General features: G+C 47.3%; 13 protein-coding genes. 11 read left to right on the top strand and 2 right to left on the bottom strand.

The features are described from left to right. The first annotated feature begins 21 nt into the window (after window positions 1-21). The 11 genes from L3C95_RS31580 to L3C95_RS31530 all read left to right on the top strand — a co-directional run bounded on the left by L3C95_RS31580 (window position 22) and on the right by L3C95_RS31530 (window position 18,521). On the top strand, window positions 22-4,089 hold the full coding sequence (locus tag L3C95_RS31580; RefSeq protein ID WP_236394605.1) for a glycosyl hydrolase family 95 catalytic domain-containing protein: 4,068 nt from the start codon (window positions 22-24) through the stop codon (window positions 4,087-4,089). Window positions 4,090-4,348: 259 nt separating this feature from the next. Beyond that, on the top strand, window positions 4,349-5,461 hold the full coding sequence (locus tag L3C95_RS31575; protein ID WP_236394604.1) for a hypothetical protein: 1,113 nt from the start codon (window positions 4,349-4,351) through the stop codon (window positions 5,459-5,461). Between the two features lie 80 nt (window positions 5,462-5,541). Further along, the gene (locus tag L3C95_RS31570) at window positions 5,542-6,123 is read left to right on the top strand and encodes a TetR/AcrR family transcriptional regulator (protein ID WP_236394602.1); all 582 of its coding nucleotides are present in this window, start codon (window positions 5,542-5,544) and stop codon (window positions 6,121-6,123) included. Between the two features lie 299 nt (window positions 6,124-6,422). After that, on the top strand, window positions 6,423-7,565 hold the full coding sequence (locus tag L3C95_RS31565) for an efflux RND transporter periplasmic adaptor subunit (protein WP_236394600.1): 1,143 nt from the start codon (window positions 6,423-6,425) through the stop codon (window positions 7,563-7,565). A gap of 45 nt (window positions 7,566-7,610) precedes the next feature. After that, window positions 7,611-10,799, top strand: coding sequence for an efflux RND transporter permease subunit (locus L3C95_RS31560; protein ID WP_236394598.1), 3,189 nt, complete (start codon window positions 7,611-7,613; stop codon window positions 10,797-10,799). After that, window positions 10,796-12,217, top strand: a complete 1,422-nt coding sequence (locus L3C95_RS31555) for an efflux transporter outer membrane subunit (protein ID WP_236394596.1) — start codon at window positions 10,796-10,798, stop codon at window positions 12,215-12,217. The genes L3C95_RS31560 and L3C95_RS31555 overlap by 4 nt, the downstream gene beginning before the upstream one ends. An 86-nt stretch (window positions 12,218-12,303) precedes the next feature. Continuing rightward, window positions 12,304-12,840 (top strand): hypothetical protein, encoded by a 537-nt coding sequence (locus tag L3C95_RS31550; protein ID WP_236394594.1) that lies wholly within the window; start codon window positions 12,304-12,306, stop codon window positions 12,838-12,840. A 246-nt stretch (window positions 12,841-13,086) separates the two neighbouring features. Then, the gene (locus L3C95_RS31545) at window positions 13,087-14,358 is read left to right on the top strand and encodes a hypothetical protein (protein ID WP_236394592.1); all 1,272 of its coding nucleotides are present in this window, start codon (window positions 13,087-13,089) and stop codon (window positions 14,356-14,358) included. A 52-nt stretch (window positions 14,359-14,410) separates the two neighbouring features. Beyond that, a complete protein-coding gene (locus tag L3C95_RS31540; protein ID WP_236394590.1) occupies window positions 14,411-14,782 on the top strand; it encodes a hypothetical protein in 372 nt (123 codons plus the stop codon). Next, complete coding sequence (locus L3C95_RS31535; protein ID WP_236394588.1) at window positions 14,782-17,265, top strand: Hsp70 family protein; 2,484 nt, start codon at window positions 14,782-14,784, stop codon at window positions 17,263-17,265. Before L3C95_RS31540 ends, L3C95_RS31535 begins: the two co-directional genes overlap by 1 nt. A gap of 110 nt (window positions 17,266-17,375) precedes the next feature. Beyond that, entirely contained in the window at window positions 17,376-18,521 is a 1,146-nt protein-coding gene (locus tag L3C95_RS31530; RefSeq protein WP_236394586.1) for a hypothetical protein, read from the top strand. 158 nt (window positions 18,522-18,679) lie between these two features. Here L3C95_RS31530 and L3C95_RS31525 read toward each other — a convergent pair whose 3' ends face one another. Then, entirely contained in the window at window positions 18,680-19,141 is a 462-nt protein-coding gene (locus tag L3C95_RS31525; protein WP_236394584.1) for a nuclear transport factor 2 family protein, read from the bottom strand. Window positions 19,142-19,222: 81 nt separating this feature from the next. Beyond that, complete coding sequence (locus L3C95_RS31520; RefSeq protein WP_236394582.1) at window positions 19,223-20,152, bottom strand: hypothetical protein; 930 nt, start codon at window positions 20,150-20,152, stop codon at window positions 19,223-19,225. Window positions 20,153-20,155: the final 3 nt, after the last annotated feature.

Raw genomic sequence — 20,155 nt, 5'->3', positions numbered from 1 at the left:
GCGTAAATAAAAACTGATTCGATGTCAAAGCCGTTTTGGATGTATTTGTTACTGTCTTTCGGGAAGTCAATGATGGAACCGGCCCCTGCACCTGTACCATTCTCCACAAAAGGATTGCAACTCTGGGAGGCAAAACCTGCCCGGGCCTGGATGACGGATGCCTACCCCATAGGAAATGGCAGGATGGGAGGTATGGTATTCGGCGGACTTGCAGAAGAGCATATACAGTTCAACGAACAGAGCCTATGGACAGGAGATGAAGAAGAAACAGGGGCTTATCAGGCTTTCGGAGATCTTTTTGTAAGATTTGACGGATTGGATACGGTAAAGACAGTACCTGCCGATTATCGCCGGGAACTGGATATCAGTACCGCTGTACAGAAGGTCTCGTATACCATGAACGGACTTGCTTTTAAGCGTGAGTATTTCTGTTCCTTTCCCAGAAAGGTCATGGTATTGAATTATACCTATAGCGGAAAGAAGACGGGTGCATATGCTGCTACTATCCGTCTCCGGGATGCCCACCAGGCAAAGACAACAGCTGCCGGTACCACCCTGACCATCGCAGGGAAATTGGAAAACGGCCTGGCTTACGAGGCTGCTGCCCGGATAGTGGCAAATAAAGGTACTGTTGCAATTGAGCGGGATTCCGCAGGAGAGGCCGTGCTTCACATAAAGAACGCTAACAGTTTTACCGTGTTCCTCTCTGCTGCAACAGATTACAGCAATAATCGTAACCAGCATTGGAGATCTGCACCGCCCGATCTTGATGTGAAAACGGCGCTGAGCGCGGCTACTACGCCATATCCTGTGTTGTTGAATGAACATATGGCAGACTATCAGCGGCTCTTTAAGAAGGTGAAACTGGACCTGGGCAAAACGGATGCTGCACTCAGTAAACTTCCCACCTCTGAGCGGTTGCTAAAAAACTGGGATAAAGCAGACCCTGAGCTGGAATCCCTGTTATTTCAATACGGTAGATATCTCCTTATCAGCTCCTCCCGTAAAGGCGGACTGCCTGCAAACCTGCAGGGTTTGTGGAACGAAAGCAATACGCCCCCATGGAGATGTGATTACCATTCCAACATCAATATCCAGATGAACTACTGGCTGGCAGAACCGGCTAATCTTTCTGAGTGTCACATCCCTTACCTCGACTACATCAACAGTATGCGCGAGGTAAAAAAGGAAAGTACGCAGAAAGAATATCCCGGTGTAAGAGGCTGGACAGTAAAAACGGAAAACAACATCTTCGGTGGTTCCAGTTTTAAATGGAATACGCCTGGTAGCGCCTGGTATGCACAAGGCATCTGGGAACACTATGCCTTCACCAGAGATGAGAACTATCTTAGGGACTTCGCATATCCGATACTGAAAGAAATTGTAAACTTCTGGGACGACCATCTGAAACGCCGTCCTGACGGAACGCTTGTAGCACCAATGGGCTGGTCGCCCGAGCATGGGCCTACGGAAGACGGCGTTAGCCACGATCAGCAAATAGTCTACGATCTTTTTACCAATTACATAGAAGCCGCTGATATCCTGCGTATAGACACTGCGTATCGCAATCATGTGGCAGATATGCGTGAGCATCTTCTCCAACCTAAAATTGGTAAGTGGGGACAACTGCAGGAATGGGAAACAGACAGAGATGATCCCAATGATAAACACAGGCACGTGTCTCATCTGTTTGCATTGCATCCCGGCAGGCAGATAAGTGTTACACAAACCCCGGAACTGGCACAGGCAGCAAAAGTAAGCCTGAATGCCAGGGGCGATGAATCTACCGGCTGGTCGATGGCCTGGAAGATCAACTTCTGGGCGCGCCTGCAGGATGGTGATCATGCATACAGGATACTCCGTAATTTCTTCAGGCCCGTAGGTAACGACAGCGTAAACTATGATAAAGGAGGAGGGCTGTATAATAACCTCTTCTGCGCGCATCCACCGTTCCAGATAGACGGCAACTTCGGTTATGTGGCCGCCGTTGCCGAGATGTTGGTACAAAGCCAGACCGGGACGATTCAGCTATTACCTGCCCTTCCGCAGGCATGGAGCACAGGTGCTGTATATGGGCTCCGCGCCAGGGGCAACTTTGAGATTGTGGAGATGAAGTGGAAAGACGGAAAAATAACACGCCTTTTGATCAGATCTGATAGCGACGGTCAATGTACACTGATCGCTCCTAATACCTTAACATCCGCCGGTAAATATCCCGCAAAGCATACAGTGAATGGCTATCGATACAGCTTTGCAGCAAAACGGGGCAAGTTGTATTCTTTCAATGCCGGTACTTCCACCGAAGTCCAGGCTTCTTTATATCCCGCGCTTAAAGACAGACAGGTTTCCCCGGGCAACACCACCTATTATATAGACCCAGCTAAAGGAAACGATAATAATAGTGGAAAGATGCCCGGACAGGCATGGAAATCATTCCGGCCGGTAAACCAGTTACAGCTCGCCCCCGGTGATATGGTGGAAGTACTGACACCCGGCGCATTTCATGAATCTTTAGTGCTGAAGGCTGCAGGTAGCGACGCTCAGCCTGTAAAGATAAAATTTGCTCCCGGAAAGTACGATCTCTACCCCGATGCAGCACTGAAACAAGCCTTGCATATCTCTAACACCAACGACAAACCACTTGAATCCAAAGCCATCGCATTGATGCTCGATAGCTGCAACTTCGTGGAGGTGGCGGCAAAAGGGGCAACGTTTGTATTGCATGGTAAGATGATAGAGACCTTCGTCAATAACTCGCAGAACATTGCCGTGGAAGGATGCAGCTATGATTATCAACGTCCGACTGTCTCTGAGTTTACAGTAACAGGTAGTGGCACTAACTATGTGGATGTCAGCGTACATCCCGACTCTAAGTTCAGTATCAAAGACAGCATGCTTACCTGGATAGGAGAGGGCTGGAGTTATCAGCCTGGTAATTACTGGCAGGTCCTGCATCCGCAGACGAACGATCTGTCGCGCACCGACATCGATCTGAAGGGCAGCCGCTTTGCGTTACTGCCAGACAGCACGGTGCGTATTTCTTTCAGAAAGAATCCTGGCTTTGATACAGGAACTATCTACCAGAACAGAGACGTAACCCGTGATTGTGCAGGCATATTGATGCAGTATAGTAAGAACATCAGATTAAAGAACATCCGCATCAACTTTATGCACGGTATGGGTGTGGTCAGTCAGTATTGCAGTGATATAAAAATGGATAGTATTACTGTAAGGCCGGCAGAGAATAGCGGGCGTACCTGCGCTGCCTGGGCGGATATCCTGCATTTCTCAGGATGCAGTGGTAAAATAGAGATCAGCAACGCCTATCTCTCCGCCGCCAATGATGATGCCATCAATGTACATGGCACACACCTGAAGATCACAAAGGTAAATGCACGTAACAAGATACAGGTACGGTTTATGCATCCACAAACCTTCGGCTTCAACGCTTTCGCAGCGGGAGACAGTATCGCCTTTATCAATGCGGAGAGTTTACTCGCTGTTGAAGATAATCAGGTGATCAAAGCACAGCAGCTGAATGATAAGGAGATCCTGCTTACACTCAAACACAATATCTCCGCTACCGTAAAGTTGGGAGATGCTGTTGAAAATACTACGGCTACGCCGGAAGTCTGGATACATCATAGCACCATCAACAGGATACCGACAAGAGGTATCCTGGCAACGACCCGCAGAAAAGTGGTGATAGAAAACAACACCATTGACCGCACGCACATGAGCGGCATCTTTGTGAATAACGATGCCTCCGGCTGGTATGAGTCGGGAATGGTAAAAGATATGACCATCCGTAACAACCGCTTTATCAGATGTGGTGAACCCGTGATCAACATTCATCCTGAAAATAAAATTATCTGCAAGACAGCTGTCCATAACAACATTGCTGTGTCAGACAACTATTTTAACCTGCAGAAAGATGCCTTGCTGACAGCAAAATGTACCTCCAACCTCAAGGTCATTGGTAATACCATAGAAACATCCCAGGCACAAAATACTATAGACAATATTGTGAAACTGGAGGACTGCAGCTTTATAGATATCACAGATAACAAACTGGCCATCGTACGGTAGACGATTGCGTTGACCTGTACCATCAGAAATAGCAATAATCTTGCTGGCATTATTTCTTTTATTCCCGAATAATGCCTATATTTCGTACATATAGATCACATTATCAGCCAATATCATACGTTAGAGTTATTACAATCGGTATTAAAGAGCGCTATACCTTAAAATGCAGTCATGGGGTGGACAATTGAACGTAAGCTGGACGTAACTATTGAACAATGAAATCACGTCTTTCTCTTATTAAAAATAGAACAGTAACAGCATGAACAGAATTTTATCAACCGTCTTCTTGTCAGCGGTCTTTGCATGTATTTCCTACCAGTCAAAAGCGCAGGGCTGTGTTGCTATACGCAGCACAGGAGCTCCGTCCTGTATGCTTAGTCACCCTGAAATGGAACAGCAGACCCGGACCGATAAATGGATCTTTAACACAGGAGCAAGGTATTTTAAGTCCTATAAACACTTCAGGGGTTCCGACGAGCAAAAGGAAAGAGTGCTCAATGGTACAGAAGTGATCAACCATCAGACGGCCATTGACTTCAGCCTCACCCGTTTGCTGGACAAGCACTGGAGCATAATGATAGATGTACCATTGCTGATCAACGCCAGGTCTTCCCTGTATGAACATGGTCTGGTAAACGGCACCAACAACTACAACCAGCGTCACAGTATGCATTCCTATGGCCTGGGAGATATCAGGATGGCCGTTTATCGCTGGCTGCTGGACCCTGAGAAGCATAAAAAGGGGAATATCCAGGCAGGACTGGGTATTAAGTTTGCCACCGGCGACTACGACTACAAAGATTATTGGTATAATGTAGGCCCAAACGGCACCAAAGAGCTCCGCACCGTGGACCAGTCCATACAACTGGGCGATGGCGGTACCGGCCTTACGGTTGAATTGAACGCCTACCAGTATTTCTCCTCTCATTTCGGCGTATATGGTAATTTTTATTATCTGATCAATCCCAGAGAGCAGAACGGCACCCGTACCTACAGGGAAACCCTCACACCGGCGCTTGCCAATGAGGCGATCTGCAGTGTGCCTGACCAGTATATGGCCAGGGCAGGGGTTAGTTATATGGTGCGCAGTATCTCCGCTTCGCTGGGGGCAAGAATAGAAGGCATTCCGGTGAATGACCTGGTAGGAGGGAGCGGCGGCTTCCGCAGACCAGGATATGTACTGTCCCTGGAGCCGACTATTTCTTATACCATGAAGAAGAGCAGCCTCTACCTGGGGGTACCTATCGCCCTGCGCCGGGTAAGGCCCCAGAGCGTTACCGATAAGGAAAGAAGCACCCCCACCAACAAAGTGAACGGAGATGCCGCCTTCGCTGACTACTCGATCAACGTGGGTTTTTCCGTAAGATTATAACATTATAAATCTGGCCATAATGGGGTATAGAGAAAATTTATTTTGAAACGAGCGTTTCAGAATATAACTTTGTCCTCGTTATGGCTAGAGATAAAGAATTCATTCCTGAAGAAAAAATAGCGAAAGCACTGGACGTGTTCTGGGAGAAGGGCTACAATGCCACTTCCATGCAGGACCTGGTGGATGCTATGCAGATCAACAGGAGTAGTTTGTATAACTCGTTTGGCGACAAACATAACCTCTTCCTGGAGTGCCTGAGAACTTATGGATACCTCGCAGCCCAGGATTTTGAATCAGTTCTGAAACTGAAGGACTTAACACCCCTTGAAACGCTGGAAAAGATTATTGATGTCTATGTTACAGGTACAATCTACGATTGTAAGTGCTGTATGGGAATGAAGTCCTCCTTCGAACTGGCAGGCGACGATGAAGAAGTTCGCCGTATTATTAAAACAACAAGTGACAGAACGATCGGCCTTTTTACCGATTTACTACAAAGGGCAAAAGAACAGGGAGAGATCACTGAAGATAAGAACCCTGCAGTTCTTGCCCATATTATCTTTAACGGCTTTTGCGGTTGGAAACAATCATTTATTCAGTTTAAAGACGCCAGCTTGATAAAAGAAATGGCTGCTTATACGAAAAAACATTTGAGAAATTGAGTTGGATTTGAAGATTTTTTTTGTGTAATTTTGGAACGCTCATTTCAGAAATATCCGTTAACGATGTAGGATAATTATAAATAATTGAGAATGCCAACCCTTCGTGGGTTAGTTCTGTTCAGGTGATGGTCTCATAATCACACCTTAGTCGCTCGCTTTACCTTCAACAACAACACACTGTGATCAGTGCCTTCCGGGCATGGATTACGGTCTTGCATTGCATTTACTGTTCATGTCTGATTTGCATACTATTATGCGAACAGGGAATCTCTTTGTCAATTACACACAATCAATAGATCATGAAAAAAGACGTATTAATTTGGAGCTTGCTCGTAGGAATAATCCTTTCAGGGTTATACAGCTGTAAGTCTTCGTCTGCCCATAATGAAGCCCCTACCGCTGTGCCGGCGGAAGTTGTGACGATTGGTGCCGCAGACGCCAACACAGAGAACGATTATACAGCATCACTCGAAGGAAAGGTAAACGTAGAGATCCGTTCACAGGTAGACGGCTACCTGGAAAAAGTATATGTAGATGAAGGCGCTTACGTAAAAGCTGGTCAGCCATTATTTAAAATTGACGAGCACCGTTACCGTGAGCAGCTGAACAATGCGAAAGCTTCCCTGCACGCAGCCGAAGCAGCCGTACTCAATGCACAGCTGGAAGTAGATAAAGTAACGCCGCTGGTAGCCAACAAAGTAGTATCTGATATCCAACTGCGTACAGCGAAAACCGCATACGAAGTGGCCACCGCTAACGTTGAGCAGGCTAAAGCACTGGTAGCAGCCGCATCTATCAACCTCGGTTATACGAACATTACCGCTCCTGTAAGCGGATATATCGGCAGAATACCTAAAAAGGCCGGCGCGCTGATCTCTCTGAACGATCCTGAGCCGCTGACCAAACTCTCAGATGTACACGAAATCTATGCATACTTCTCCCTGAGCGAAAGCGATTTCTTCACTTTTAAAGATAACTATGCCGGCACTACGCTGGAAGAAAAGCTGAAGAACCTGCCACCCGCAACACTGGTACTGGCCGACAATCACATCTACGAACAGCAAGGTAAAGTGGATATGATCGACGGACAGTTCGAGAAGAATACCGGCGCTATCACACTGAGAGCAGTGTTCCCTAACGCGAAAGGTACTATCCGTACAGGTAATACCGGTAAAGTAAGACTGCAGCGCCAGTTTAAAGATGCCCTGCTGGTACCACAGGCTGCTACTATCGAAGTACAGGACAGGGTATTTGTATACACCGTTGGTAAAGATAATAAGATCACCCGTCAGGCGATCACCATTATAGGCACTAGTGGTAATCAGTACCTGGTAAAAGACGGTGTGAAAGCCGGTGACAGAATCGTAGTAACAGGAGTTGACCGTCTGAAAGAGGGTACAGAAATCAAACCGGAAAAGGCAAAACCAGTAGCACAGGGATGATCTGATCCTGACATGCTGCTTGTCTTTCTCCTAAAATAAAAACACATGCTTAAGAAATTCATTGAAAGACCCGTTCTCGCAACGGTGATCTCTATCATAATGGTTATACTCGGGGTGCTCGGTCTCGCGAAGCTGCCCCTGCAGAAGTTCCCCGACATTGCCCCTCCGGCAGTGCAGGTAACCGCATTATACCCGGGCGCCAATGCGGAAACCATCCTGCGTTCGGTAGCACCTTCACTGGAGGAATCTATAAACGGCGTGGAGAACATGATCTACATGACCTCTACCGCGAGCAATGATGGTTCACTGGTGATCACTGTATTCTTTAAACTCGGTACAGACCCCGACCAGGCGGCTGTAAACGTACAAAACAGGGTGGCTCAGGCTACCGCGCAGTTGCCTGCTGAAGTGGTACAGGCGGGTGTGACCACCGCCAAACAGCAGAATAGTTTGCTGATGGTGGTAGATATGTATTCCGAAGATCCTAAAGTATACGATCAGACATTCCTGGCCAACTACGCACAGATCAATATCATTCCGGAAATTAAGAGGATTCCCGGCGTAGGTCAGGCCCTCATCTTCGGTGGTAACAAAGACTACTCCATGAGGATCTGGCTGAATCCTAAACAGATGGCCGCTTACAACCTGACACCAAGAGAGGTCACAGCTGCTATCCAGGATAAAAGCCTTGAAGCTGCTCCCGGTAAATTCGGTGAAAGCAGCACTGAGTCTTTCGAATATGTGATAAAATATAAAGGTAAACTGACCAAACCGGAAGACTATGAGAACATCGTGATCAGGTCTAACGGCGACGGTTCTATGCTGCGCCTGAAAGATGTGGCCAGGGTTGAATTTGGCGCCTACACATATGGTAACTATACCCGTGTGAACGGTAAGCCTGGTATCAATATCGCCTCCTTCCAGCTGGCAGGTTCCAACTCCAACGAGATCCAGATCGCCATCATGAAACTGATGGATAAATTATCCAAGGATTTCCCGAAAGGAGTGAAACACCTGATCCTCTATAATACCAAGGATACATTGGACCTGTCTATCGAACAGGTAAAACATACGCTCATTGAAGCATTTATCCTGGTGTTCATTGTGGTATTCATCTTCCTGCAGGACTTCCGCTCTACGCTTATCCCGGCCATTGCCGTGCCAGTGGCTATTATCGGTACTTTCTTCTTCATCTCCCTGCTGGGCTTCTCCATCAACCTGCTGACACTGTTTGCGTTGGTACTGGCCATCGGTATCGTGGTGGATGACGCCATCGTCGTCGTCGAAGCGGTGCACTCGAAAATGGAGAAGAAACACATGGGGCCAAGAGAAGCGACCATTTCTGCAATGAGTGAGATCAGCGGCGCTATCGTATCCATTACGCTGGTAATGTCTGCCGTGTTCCTGCCCGTAGGTTTCATGGAAGGTTCTACCGGTGTGTTCTACCGTCAGTTCGCTTTCACACTGGCTATTGCGATCGTGATATCTGCGGTGAACGCCTTGACTTTAAGTCCCGCGCTGGCAGCATTGTTCCTGAAAGAAGGCAATCATGGTCATGATCCGCACGACAAGAGCCACAAGCTGACCTTCAAAGAGAAATTCTTTGCAGGCTTCAACACCGGCTTCGATCGTCTCACACGTAAATATATTGACAGCCTCCGCTTCCTCATCCGTCACAAATGGGTGAGCATTGTGGGACTTGTAGTAGTGATCGTTTCTACCGTTTACCTGGTAAGAAAAACACCTACCGGCTTCATTCCTTCTGAAGACCAGGGTTTCATCGCCATCTCTATGTCTATGCAGCCGGGTGCTTCCCTGGATAGAACTACCGCTGTGATCAAACAGATGGAATCTGTACTGAACGATTTGCCATCTAAAAGAACACTGATGGGATTGTCCGGTTTCAACATACTCACTTCCGCTTCCAGCCCTAACGCCGGTGTGGCTTTCATCCTGCTGAAGGATGCAAAGGAAAGGGGAGAAGTGAAAGACATTAACGCCATCATGGACCAGGTAAGAGGAAAACTCGCTACCATCCAGGACGCAACTTTCTTCGTCTTCACATTCCCTACAGTGCCTGGTTTCAGTAACGTAGATGCATTGGATATGGTGCTGCAGGACAAGACCAGTGGAAAGCTGGAAAAATTCTCCGGTATTGCTTACGGCTTCATTGGAGAGTTGATGAAACGTCCGGAAATAGCGTTTGCATTCACCACTTTCCGCGCTGATTATCCGCAGTATGAAATTGAAGTAGACGCAGAAAAAGCGGAGCAGCTGAGTGTGAATGTGAAAGACATCTTGCAGACGATGGGCGCTTATTTCGGTAGTACACAGGCGGCTGATTTCAACCGTTTTGGTAAATACTACAGGGTAATGCTGCAGGCAGAAAAAGACGAGCGTGCCGCGCCAACATCTATGGACGGTATCTTCGTGAAGAACAGGCTGAATGAAATGGTACCGGTGAAATCGCTGGTAAATCTGAAACGTGTGTTTGGTCCGGAAAATACTTCCCGTTACAACCTGTTCAACTCCATCAGTCTGAACGTGATCTCCAAACCAGGCTTCAGCTCTGGTGACGCGATCAAGGCCGTAGAAGAAGTAGCAGCACAGTACCTGCCATCCGGTTATTCTTATGAATTCTCCGGTATGACAAGGGAAGAGATCTCTTCCAGCGGACAATCAGTGATCATCTTCTCACTCTGTCTGTTGTTCGTATACTTCCTGCTTGCAGCGCAGTATGAAAGCTACATTCTGCCACTCGCGGTGATCCTGTCTATTCCTACCGGTATCCTCGGTGTGTTCCTGTCTATCCGTTACACTGATATCTCTAACAATATCTATGTACAGGTAGCCCTGGTAATGCTGATCGGGTTGCTGGCGAAGAACGCCATCCTGATCGTGGAATATGCCAGCCAGAGAAGACGTGCAGGCAAGAACCTGGTATTTGCAGCGATTGAAGCAGCCAGACTGAGGTTACGTCCTATCCTCATGACATCATTGGCATTCGTGGTAGGTCTGATACCAATGATGAGCGACAACGGTCCTTCTGCTATCGGTAACCACTCCATCAGTATTGGTGCAGCAGGAGGTATGGTGAGCGGAGTAGTGCTGGGATTATTCGTGATTCCTGTGTTGTTTGTGATATTCCAGTTCCTCCAGGAGAAGATCACTGGCAAATCACCTGCCGTTGTTAACAATGAAAAGGCGCAAGCCGCTAAACCGGAATTAGTATGAGCACACAGATAAATAAGTATTTTTTAATAGGGTTATTGGCGATTGGATTGTTGGAAGCATGTAAAGTGTCCAAAGATACAGCGACCCCGCAGCCGGAACTGCCTGCTGCGTTCAGGAACAGTGTTCAGACGACAGACACGGCCAGCATCGCAAGTCTTCCCTGGGAGAACTTCTTTACGGACGCTACCCTGAAAGGCCTGATAGACAACGCCATTCGTAAGAATTATGATATGCAGATCGCCCTGCTGAACATCGAAACTGCGAAGCTGCAGTTAAGGCAGGCGAAACTGCTCAACGTACCCACTGCTACATTGAACGTAACAGCAGGTACCACCAGGCCTTCAGACAATAGTTTGAACGGTATCAGTCTGAGTAACTTCCTCGGCACACAACACCTGGAAGATTATAACGCTAACCTGCAGTTTTCATGGGAGGCAGATATCTGGGGTAAGATCCGTAACCAGAAAAAGTCGGCTTTAGCCGCTTATCTGCAAACGGAAGAATCGAAGAAACTGTTGCAGACAGACCTCGTGACTACCGTATCAAAAGCGTATTACAACCTGCTGATGCTGGATGAACAGATGGCAGTAGCACAGCGTAATCTGAAACTGAACGACAGCACACTGCGCATTATCCGTTTGCAGTATGACGCCGGACAGGTAACACTGGTAGCAGTACAACAGGCAGAAGCACAACAGCTGACAGCCGCACAGCTGATCCCCCAGATAGAACAGAATATGGCAGTACAGGAAAATGCACTGCGTATCCTGTCAGGTGAATTGCCTGCAGCAATAGAAAGGCATACAAAACTGAATGACTATCCGCTGACCGAAAAGCTGTCGACCGGTATTCCTTCTGATATGCTGAGCCGACGCCCGGATGTAAGAAGCAGTGAGCTGGCACTGACAATGGCTAATGCCAAAGTAGGTGTGACCAAGGCAAGGATGTATCCTTCGCTCACGATCACCGCTCAGGGTGGTATCAATGCCGTGAAGTTCAGTGAGTGGTTCCAGATCCCATCGTCCCTCTTCGGACTCGCAACAGCGGGTATTACACAGCCCCTGTTTGCACGTAAGGAGCTGAAGACACAGTTTGAAGTAGCGAAGATCGAAAGAGAACAGTCTGTGATCCGCTTCCGGCAGAATGTGCTGGATGCAGTAGGAGAGGTGTCAGATGCACTGGTGAAAATAGAGAAACTGAAATCGCAATATGATATTGCGTCCAATAAAGTGCAGACATTACAACAGGCAGTACACAATGCAAATCAGCTGTTTGAAAGCGGCAAAGCTACCTACCTGGAAGTAATTGTAGCACAAAGTAACGTATTACAAAGTGAGCTGGAGATCAGCAATCTCAAAAGAGATCAGCTGTATGCAGTGGTAGATCTTTACCGTTCCCTCGGGGGCGGTTGGCGATAAATGTACATTTGTTTGTATATTCGGAAGAACGTCACATATTTTGTGGCGTTTTTTCGTTTTATATATAGCCTGATTATCTATCGTTGATGAACGCCTCCAATATCCTCTTTAATGCACTAAAGCACCACCGTGGATACATCCACCGGGAACTGGCCAATATGACATTGGATACCCTTCCCAATAGCGTGAAAGTGCTGGGCAATTCACAGATGGATATTTATTACGGCCTGCTGGACATACCAGCTCTTTTCGGGGAAGTGGCAGCTAAAGTGCGGAAAGCTGGCATTACTGATGAAACCACTTACCTGGAATGGCTGAAAGACAATAGCGGATATGTCGGGATCACACTTTCTGATACTTCCCGCTGGGTACTCTTACCTGGTACAGAACCCGCGAAATACGTCCATTTACATCCGGCACGGTATTCTCCCTATAGCATGCGGGTGAAAGCTACGGTGTTGAAGACGGCCCTGGCCTGTCTGGTTGCCTGGCCTGATGGTTCGCTGCCTGGTCTGAGCATCCTTAATCAGATCCGGAAAGATATACTGGGTCTTTCCCCGGTAAAAGACTTGGACAGCTGTGAGCATCTCTGGGACGTGATGAGAATGTTGAAGGCTGATTGAGGATCATTCCTCGTATAGCCCGAACCATCGTGACTATCTTTGGGAGATTAGCATATTGAAGACAGACTGAGGATCGTTCCCTAAAAGACCTCGCCAGTTGTGATCACCTATGGGGGTACTTGAAATGACAGATTGAGGATCAGTGTGTTAACCCTACGGGCACAAATTATTCCCGTTGAATATCGAATATATTAATATTTTTATACTTTATATAATCCCTGTATCCCCCTTACCGGACAATACACTATGACGCAATTTATTAATCCAGTCGAGATCCTTAACCTGGCTGCCACTGACCTTACCACCATTGACGACACCGTTATCAAACGAGCTAAAAAGGCCGTTCTGGCTGAGATAGACCTCTCTGACGATGGCTTTTTCGATTATCACGGACAACAACTGACCCGTACTGACTGCGAACGTGCGATCGACGAGCTGGAGCAGCGCGATAAGCTGGAGTTTTATCATTTCATCGCCAACCATGCAGCGCTGAGCAAATTCCTCCTCAAGGGGGATGAAAGCTTCTTTACCGCCTTCCGGCATGAGAGCATTTACAAACTGCCTGAATTTGTGCGTTTTATAAGCCCTTATTTCGCTTCGGCTTATGATAGTACATTATGGAAAGCCTGGCAGCGGAATGATGGCTCATTGGGCCAGCTGACCGCAATTGATCCGGTTATCACTCCGGATGATACGGAAGCATCCTGCAAGACCCTGTGGAATGCCCTGGTCAGGCAGGTAGAAGATGTCGTGGCTCTTACGGATGAAGTGAAGGATACAACGAAGGAAATAGATATAAACGCTGTCGTAGCACATGCTACAATATTGATGGACAAAGAGCGCCTGAACACGCTACCCTCTTATTTTCAGGAGGTCCGGAACAGGATGGCGGTTGCCTTGCGGAACCTTTCCGTAGAGATCAATAATACGAGAGCCAATCTGGCTGTTGCCAAACAATTGCATCAGGATATACTGTTGCTGAAGATCGATGGGGTGGCGAAAGAAACGATCGTGAAAGATTATGAAGTGCTGTTGAATATTGAACAGGAGATGAAAGCGGAGAAAGGCGAAGATCCCATTGTGAACCAATACCTGGAGCTGATCAGGTTATTGACCCAGATCGTTGATGCATCAGCCAATCCGCAGACACATGTGGGAGGAGTGAAAATATGGGTGGACAAACACATCGACATAGCAGCTATCAGTGCATTGGACGGGAAGTATAAGTCTATCAAGTATCGTCTGGCTATAAAACTGAGTGCATTAGGAGGGAATATCTGGAAGCATCACGGCAATAAGGAAGCCGCTATAAGTTATATCGAGATGGCGGAACGCATCCAGGGCCTGGAGGCGGAAACACTGGAGCTGTTGTCAAATGCAAAGTTTCAGATCTTCAGTCAGGACAGGCCGCCAGTTGTCGGTGGTCACAATGCTGACAACACGGCAAAATCAAGTGAAATAGGGTACATCGTATTGGGTATCATCGTATTCCTCATATTGATCAAAGCCTGTTCCTAGCCGCTACGTTTCCGGCATAGTATCCATATACTTCTCACAAATTATTAAACCAATGACCGACCCTATAAAAGTTACGAAGGCCTACCTGGACATCCTGAACCAGGTGTTTGAGATAGAGAAGAAGTTGTCTGTGTTGCAGGAACCTAATTCCATCCAGCGAAACGTGAACAAGCTGAAAGAGGTCATGGAACAGGGACTGGGCATACAAGGCAGTAACGATACAACGGGATTTGTTTATCATAACCCTATCGGGGAAGATTATAACATTACCCGTACAGACTGTGAAGCCAGTATAGCGGGTGAAAGCACGGACAACTTACAGATCACGGAAGTTATAAAACCCATCATCCGCCTGCAGAGCGGAACCGCCAGTTTCATCGTACAAAAGGCAGTGGTGGTAGTAAAAGCTAAAAACAATCAGTAATGGAGCAAATGATCAATTTCGGTATAGACCTTGGAACGACCAATTCCGCCATTGCAAAATTTACCGATGGTAAAGTGCAGTTGTTTCATAACCCCGCTGATCCGGGTAGCTATACGCTGCCCTCAGTTGTAGCTTTTCACGACAACAGGATCATCGCCGGCAGGAAAGCGAAAGAATGGCTGGAGAAAGACCCGCAAAGCGTGATAGGCCGCTTTAAACGGAAAATGGGCACTTCAGAGCGTTACGATATTAAAAGCATCGGGAGTGCTAAAACGCCCATTGAATTATCCGCCATTATCCTGAAGGAACTGCGTACATTCCTGCCTCAGTGGGAATATCCCGAGGCAGGTGTTATTACAATACCTGCGTCTTTCGATACCATACAGGCCAATGCCACCAAAGAGGCGGCTTCGCTGGCCGGCTTCCGGCAGGTGCTGTTGCTGCAGGAACCAATTGCAGCCAGTCTTGCCTATGCAAATATGAAAAAGGATACCGACCTTCCGGATGGTCAGTGGCTGGTATACGATCTTGGCGGCGGTACGTTCGATGTGGCCTTGATCCGTGTGAAGGAAGGGGAGATGAAGGTCATGGATCACGAAGGCGATAACTTCCTGGGAGGCACCGACTTTGACAATCTTATTGTAGAAAAATTACTGATCCCTGCTATTGCAGCACGTTATCAGTTCCGGGAGCTTGAACAGGAAATGAAGAGCGCGAAGGGAAAATATAATGCGAACTACTTTGTGCTGCTGCAACAGGCAGAAGAGGCAAAGATCGTATTGTCTTCGAAAACCAGCACTGTGATAGTTATTGACGGACTGACAGACGAGAACAATACAGCAGTAGACTTTGAATATACCATCACCCGTGCTGCTTTCAATGAACTGATCAACGCTTATGTGGATGATACGATCCGTATGGTACAGCAGATCATCACCCGGAACCGGCTCGCTGCAAAAGACCTTCAGTTCGTGTTGATGGTAGGAGGCTCTACCTTCATACCTTATGTACGTCAGCGGGTGGAAGAAGTGCTGCAGATAGCCGTGAATTGTGAAATAGACCCTATCACCGCGGTAGCTACCGGCGCCGCATATTATGCTTCGGGTAAACCGAATCTGCTGTCAGGAGCTGATGCAGCTGCCTTCAATAGTCCCGTTGCCATCAAGGTGACTTATCCTAAAACGTCCCGCGAGAAAGAAGAACTGTTCCTGGCGAAAGTAGCCGGCGATACTTCCCAACTCTCTTACAGGATCACACGTGAAGACGGCGGTTTTGATACCGGCGTTAAAAAGCTTTCTGAGCGTATCAGTGAATACCTGCCCCTGGTACAGAACGTCTATAACTTTTTCAGGCTCACCATCTACGATCAGGAGAATAAGATCATTGATACCGGCACTGGCATCATTGGTATTGACAGTGGTTACGGCATCAGCGGACAACCTATTCCGGAAGATATCTGCCTGGAAATAGACGATGATGATCATCCCGGCGAAACGAAGCTCCTGCCGGTATTTCAGAAGAATAACGTGCTGCCTTCCCGCAAAGGCATGACGCGTGTGCTGAATAAAACCATCTCGGCCACCAATGGAGAATGTATCAGGATCAATGTGCTGGAAGGACCGCATTATGCACTGCCTGAAGCCAATAAAAGCCTTGGCTATCTTGAAATAGCAGGCGATAAACTGCAAAGGGAAGTGCTGAAAGGCTCAGACATTGAACTGACCTTTAACATTTCAGAATCGCGGGATCTGACCGTTACTGCCTACCTGCAAATGGCCGACCAGGAGTTCAAAGAGACCTTCACGCCACAGGAAAGGCATACACCGGTAGATGTGTTGAAAATGGATATCGGCATCCTGGCTGGTAAACTGGAAAACGAAATATTCGAAACAAACAGGCAGGAGAATTATACAGTCAGCAAGCAGTTGGCTGACCTCAAAAGAGACATGGACAACATTAAAGAAGAGGCCCGCGTGTTGGCAGATGATGATGTGACCGACAAACGATATCAGCTGGAAGACAAAAAGAGGAAACTGGCCCAGGCCATGGACCTGGCTACTAAAGAGAAGCGCTTAAACGAAGTGCGCGCTTATTACTTTAAAGTTAAAACAGCCTGTCATCAGCAGCTGACAGCTACGGGTAAGGATCAGGACCAGCAGCATTTCTATGATATCATTAAAGATGAAGAGCTATTCCTGGCATCGCCCGGTCCAACGAGAACGATGGAGAAGTCGGAAGCGCTCCGCTCCCTGTTGCTGGTCATGTTATGGCGGGAACCGGAGTTCCTGGTGAATACTTTTAAGGAGCTGGTCTCCAAACGGCGGGCTGTCAGTGATGATGCACTGGTTAAGGACCTGGAAGTGAACGGTCGTTTATCTATTCAGACAAAAGACTGGGCTAAACTGACGCAGGTGAATCATGAGCTGATTGCGGCAGTGCCGAAAGAAGCGTCGCAGGAGGTGATCAGGAAGGTTGGGTTTTAAGAGAAACTATATAGATTGCGTTGTAACAAGAATTATCGGCATATCCTGGAAAGTTTTGCAGAAATGCGAACCTGGGTGCGCCCTGATAACAAATAGACAGACTCTTACTTATGGAAGTTTTTGAGTTATCCCGTGGATGGAAAATCGCGGGTTATATTTTTCTGGGATTCCTTTTGATAGTGTTCGGCTTCCTGGCAATCCTTTGTTTTATTGAGCCTTCTGTTAAAGGAGGTACTGTCTTTCTTTTGCCAGTTTCACTCGTTGCTATATTTTTTATCGTGTGGGGCTTGCTGCAGATGAATGAAAAGGTGATTTTTGACAATTACAGTATCAGGAAGGTGTCCCTGCTCGTTAACAGGGAAATTCTGCTTAACGACGTGAGAGGATACACGGTAGAGAGAAACTACCTGCGCATCATTCCTTATGAGGGGAAAGGCAAAAGAATATCGGCTTCGAATCAGCTCAGGGGCATAGAACGCCTGGAGTATATGCTGGCCGCACGTTACCTTAACCTGAATGTGGAAGAGGCGCAGGCGGTGGTTGATAAGGCTATGCGGCATACAGGGGACCAGGATGCTCGCAAGCTGTTAAAGCAGGCGAAAACAGAAACATATGCGCTTACTGGTGTTACAGTAGTACTTTGCGTACTTTGCTTCCTGTATGTCGGCTGGTATTGCCTGGCGCTGTTTTGTTGCGTACCATTGTCCTTGCTGTTGCTGCTCAGGCATAAGGGACTGGTACAGCTGGATAGCAGTAAGGAAAGCCCATTACCGACTATGTTCATGATACCATTATTCGTAGTGATTGTTCAGGTATTGCAGACCAGGCCTATTTATATTATCAATTACAGCAAAGTATGGCTGCTGGCCATTGGTATTGCAGTAGCATTAACTGTAATGTTATGGCTTTGCAGCCAGTATCTGGACAAAAAACGGAAAGCATATATGGCAACTGCAGCTATTATGGTGCTGATCTTTTTGGGCAATGGCTATGGCTTCGTGGTGACTACCAACGCCATTCTGGACAAAGGAGGGTATGAATATTATGAAAGCACGGTAACGGATAAACATATCAGTAAGGGGAAGAACACCAGCTACTATCTGACCTTAGAGCCATGGGCACACCAACCGGAAAGTGAAAGGAAATCAGTCAGTCGCAAGCTATATAACGAAGTTGAAATAGATGCTAAGATCGGCATCTACTATCATCATGGAGCACTCAATATACCATGGTATCAGCTTGGAAGGGCCGAATAAGTAAATCTTATCGCTGAAGCTGCCCATCGCCTCGTACTGCGAATGACCTGGTTATATCAGCGTAATTTACAGCTCGTAGCAATTGCCGATCTACATCACTTTGACTGACCGTTATTCTGTCCCTCCCAAAGTAAAGATCGCATTTAACATCACTCACATCATTGGCAGCCGTTCTTCCGTCGGGTGTCAATGATATACTGGATCTTCCATCCTTCAGCCAACCTGACCAGCTGAAATGAGTTCACACCACAATGTAATAACTGCTGCTGGAAATAAAACTGATAAGGCGTCCAGGCAATGGCCAGGTCTCCGTCTACTTTTACAACGTCAAAGGTAATACGCTCATCCGCCGCATCTTTTGGCAACTGCCCGATGCTGGAAGCAAAGCCGCTGATAGGTTCTGTACGGACGCTCACGACGCCTTGCTTGTCTTTCACGACAGTCTGTAGCGTGCCGCCTGGAGCAAAACACTTTATCAATGCCGCGCTGTCTGCATGGCGCATGGCGGTAAAGAGATTGTTAACCGCTGCCTTCACAGAATCGGTAGCAGTCTGGGCATTGGCGGTCCCAAAGAAAAGAGGGAGAACAAGAAAAAGGGTCAGACAGGAAATAAGTCGCATTTTTTTACCGGAATTTACGAATTACCTCCAATGTAACATTACCTATCATCAAAAATGAACCAGGCCCACCGTGACGGACCACTATTTCTTTATCGCCTTAGCTCCATCCCATATGAACACTTCACGGTTAGTCGTACTCTTTACCACTTTTTCACCATCTTCGCCAAACTCCTCATCCTTAATCACTTTAATGATCTTTCCTGCCTGGCCGCCGGGTTCTTTAGGGAACAACAACACCTCATCATGGCTGATAGCGCCCGCATCAAAAACATTCGACTTCTGAGGTAGCACCAGGAACTTGTTGCCGGTCCAGCCGTAGTAGTAATAGTCCGTAGGTATGCCACAGGCTTCACCACTAAAACACAAACGCAGGATCGCAGTTAACTTATCAAGTCCCATATTCCCCAGCAGTTTTCCTTCCGTGGAAATAGCGAATTGTCCGCCGGGAACGGTCAGCTCTTTCTTATCCAGTAAATGATGGGATGTTTCTTTTTTATCCGCTGAATGATGGGATGTTTCTTTCTTATTTGATACGTTATGGGCAGTCTCTTTCTTATCAGTCGAATGGAGGGAAGTATTGAGTGCCTTCAGCACCACAACATATTTAGGATCATCTTCTTTGCTAGCCCCGGGGATCACTTTTTCGATACCGTATAACAGCTGTACACTATCTTTTGTATATTGGCCCAGCGCAGTCAGTCCCAGCCAGAGATATCCTTCTTTCTGTTTACCGCCTGCTTTATAACGTACCTGCCACCACGGAGTTGTCATACCTCTTAGTGTCAGTTCGGTTTCAGTCAGTTTAGCCGCTATGACCGAACTGCCGGTAATAAGTGAATCTACAATCGGCGCCTGTGGCGAAGGGGACTGCCTGATATATGCCTTATCGGAAAATATGGTAAGGGTATCGCCTTGCTGCACTCTCCAGAGGTTATATTCAACATTGCCGCTTAATTGTGCCGCAGCTGGGGTAGCTGTCAGCAGCAGCATAGATAGTAAAAATTGTTTCATAGG

Source organism: Chitinophaga filiformis, assembly GCF_021646545.1.
Taxonomy (GTDB): domain Bacteria; phylum Bacteroidota; class Bacteroidia; order Chitinophagales; family Chitinophagaceae; genus Chitinophaga; species Chitinophaga filiformis_A.
Note: the sequence above shows the minus strand (reverse complement) of the source record. Positions and strands in the feature narration are given on the sequence as shown.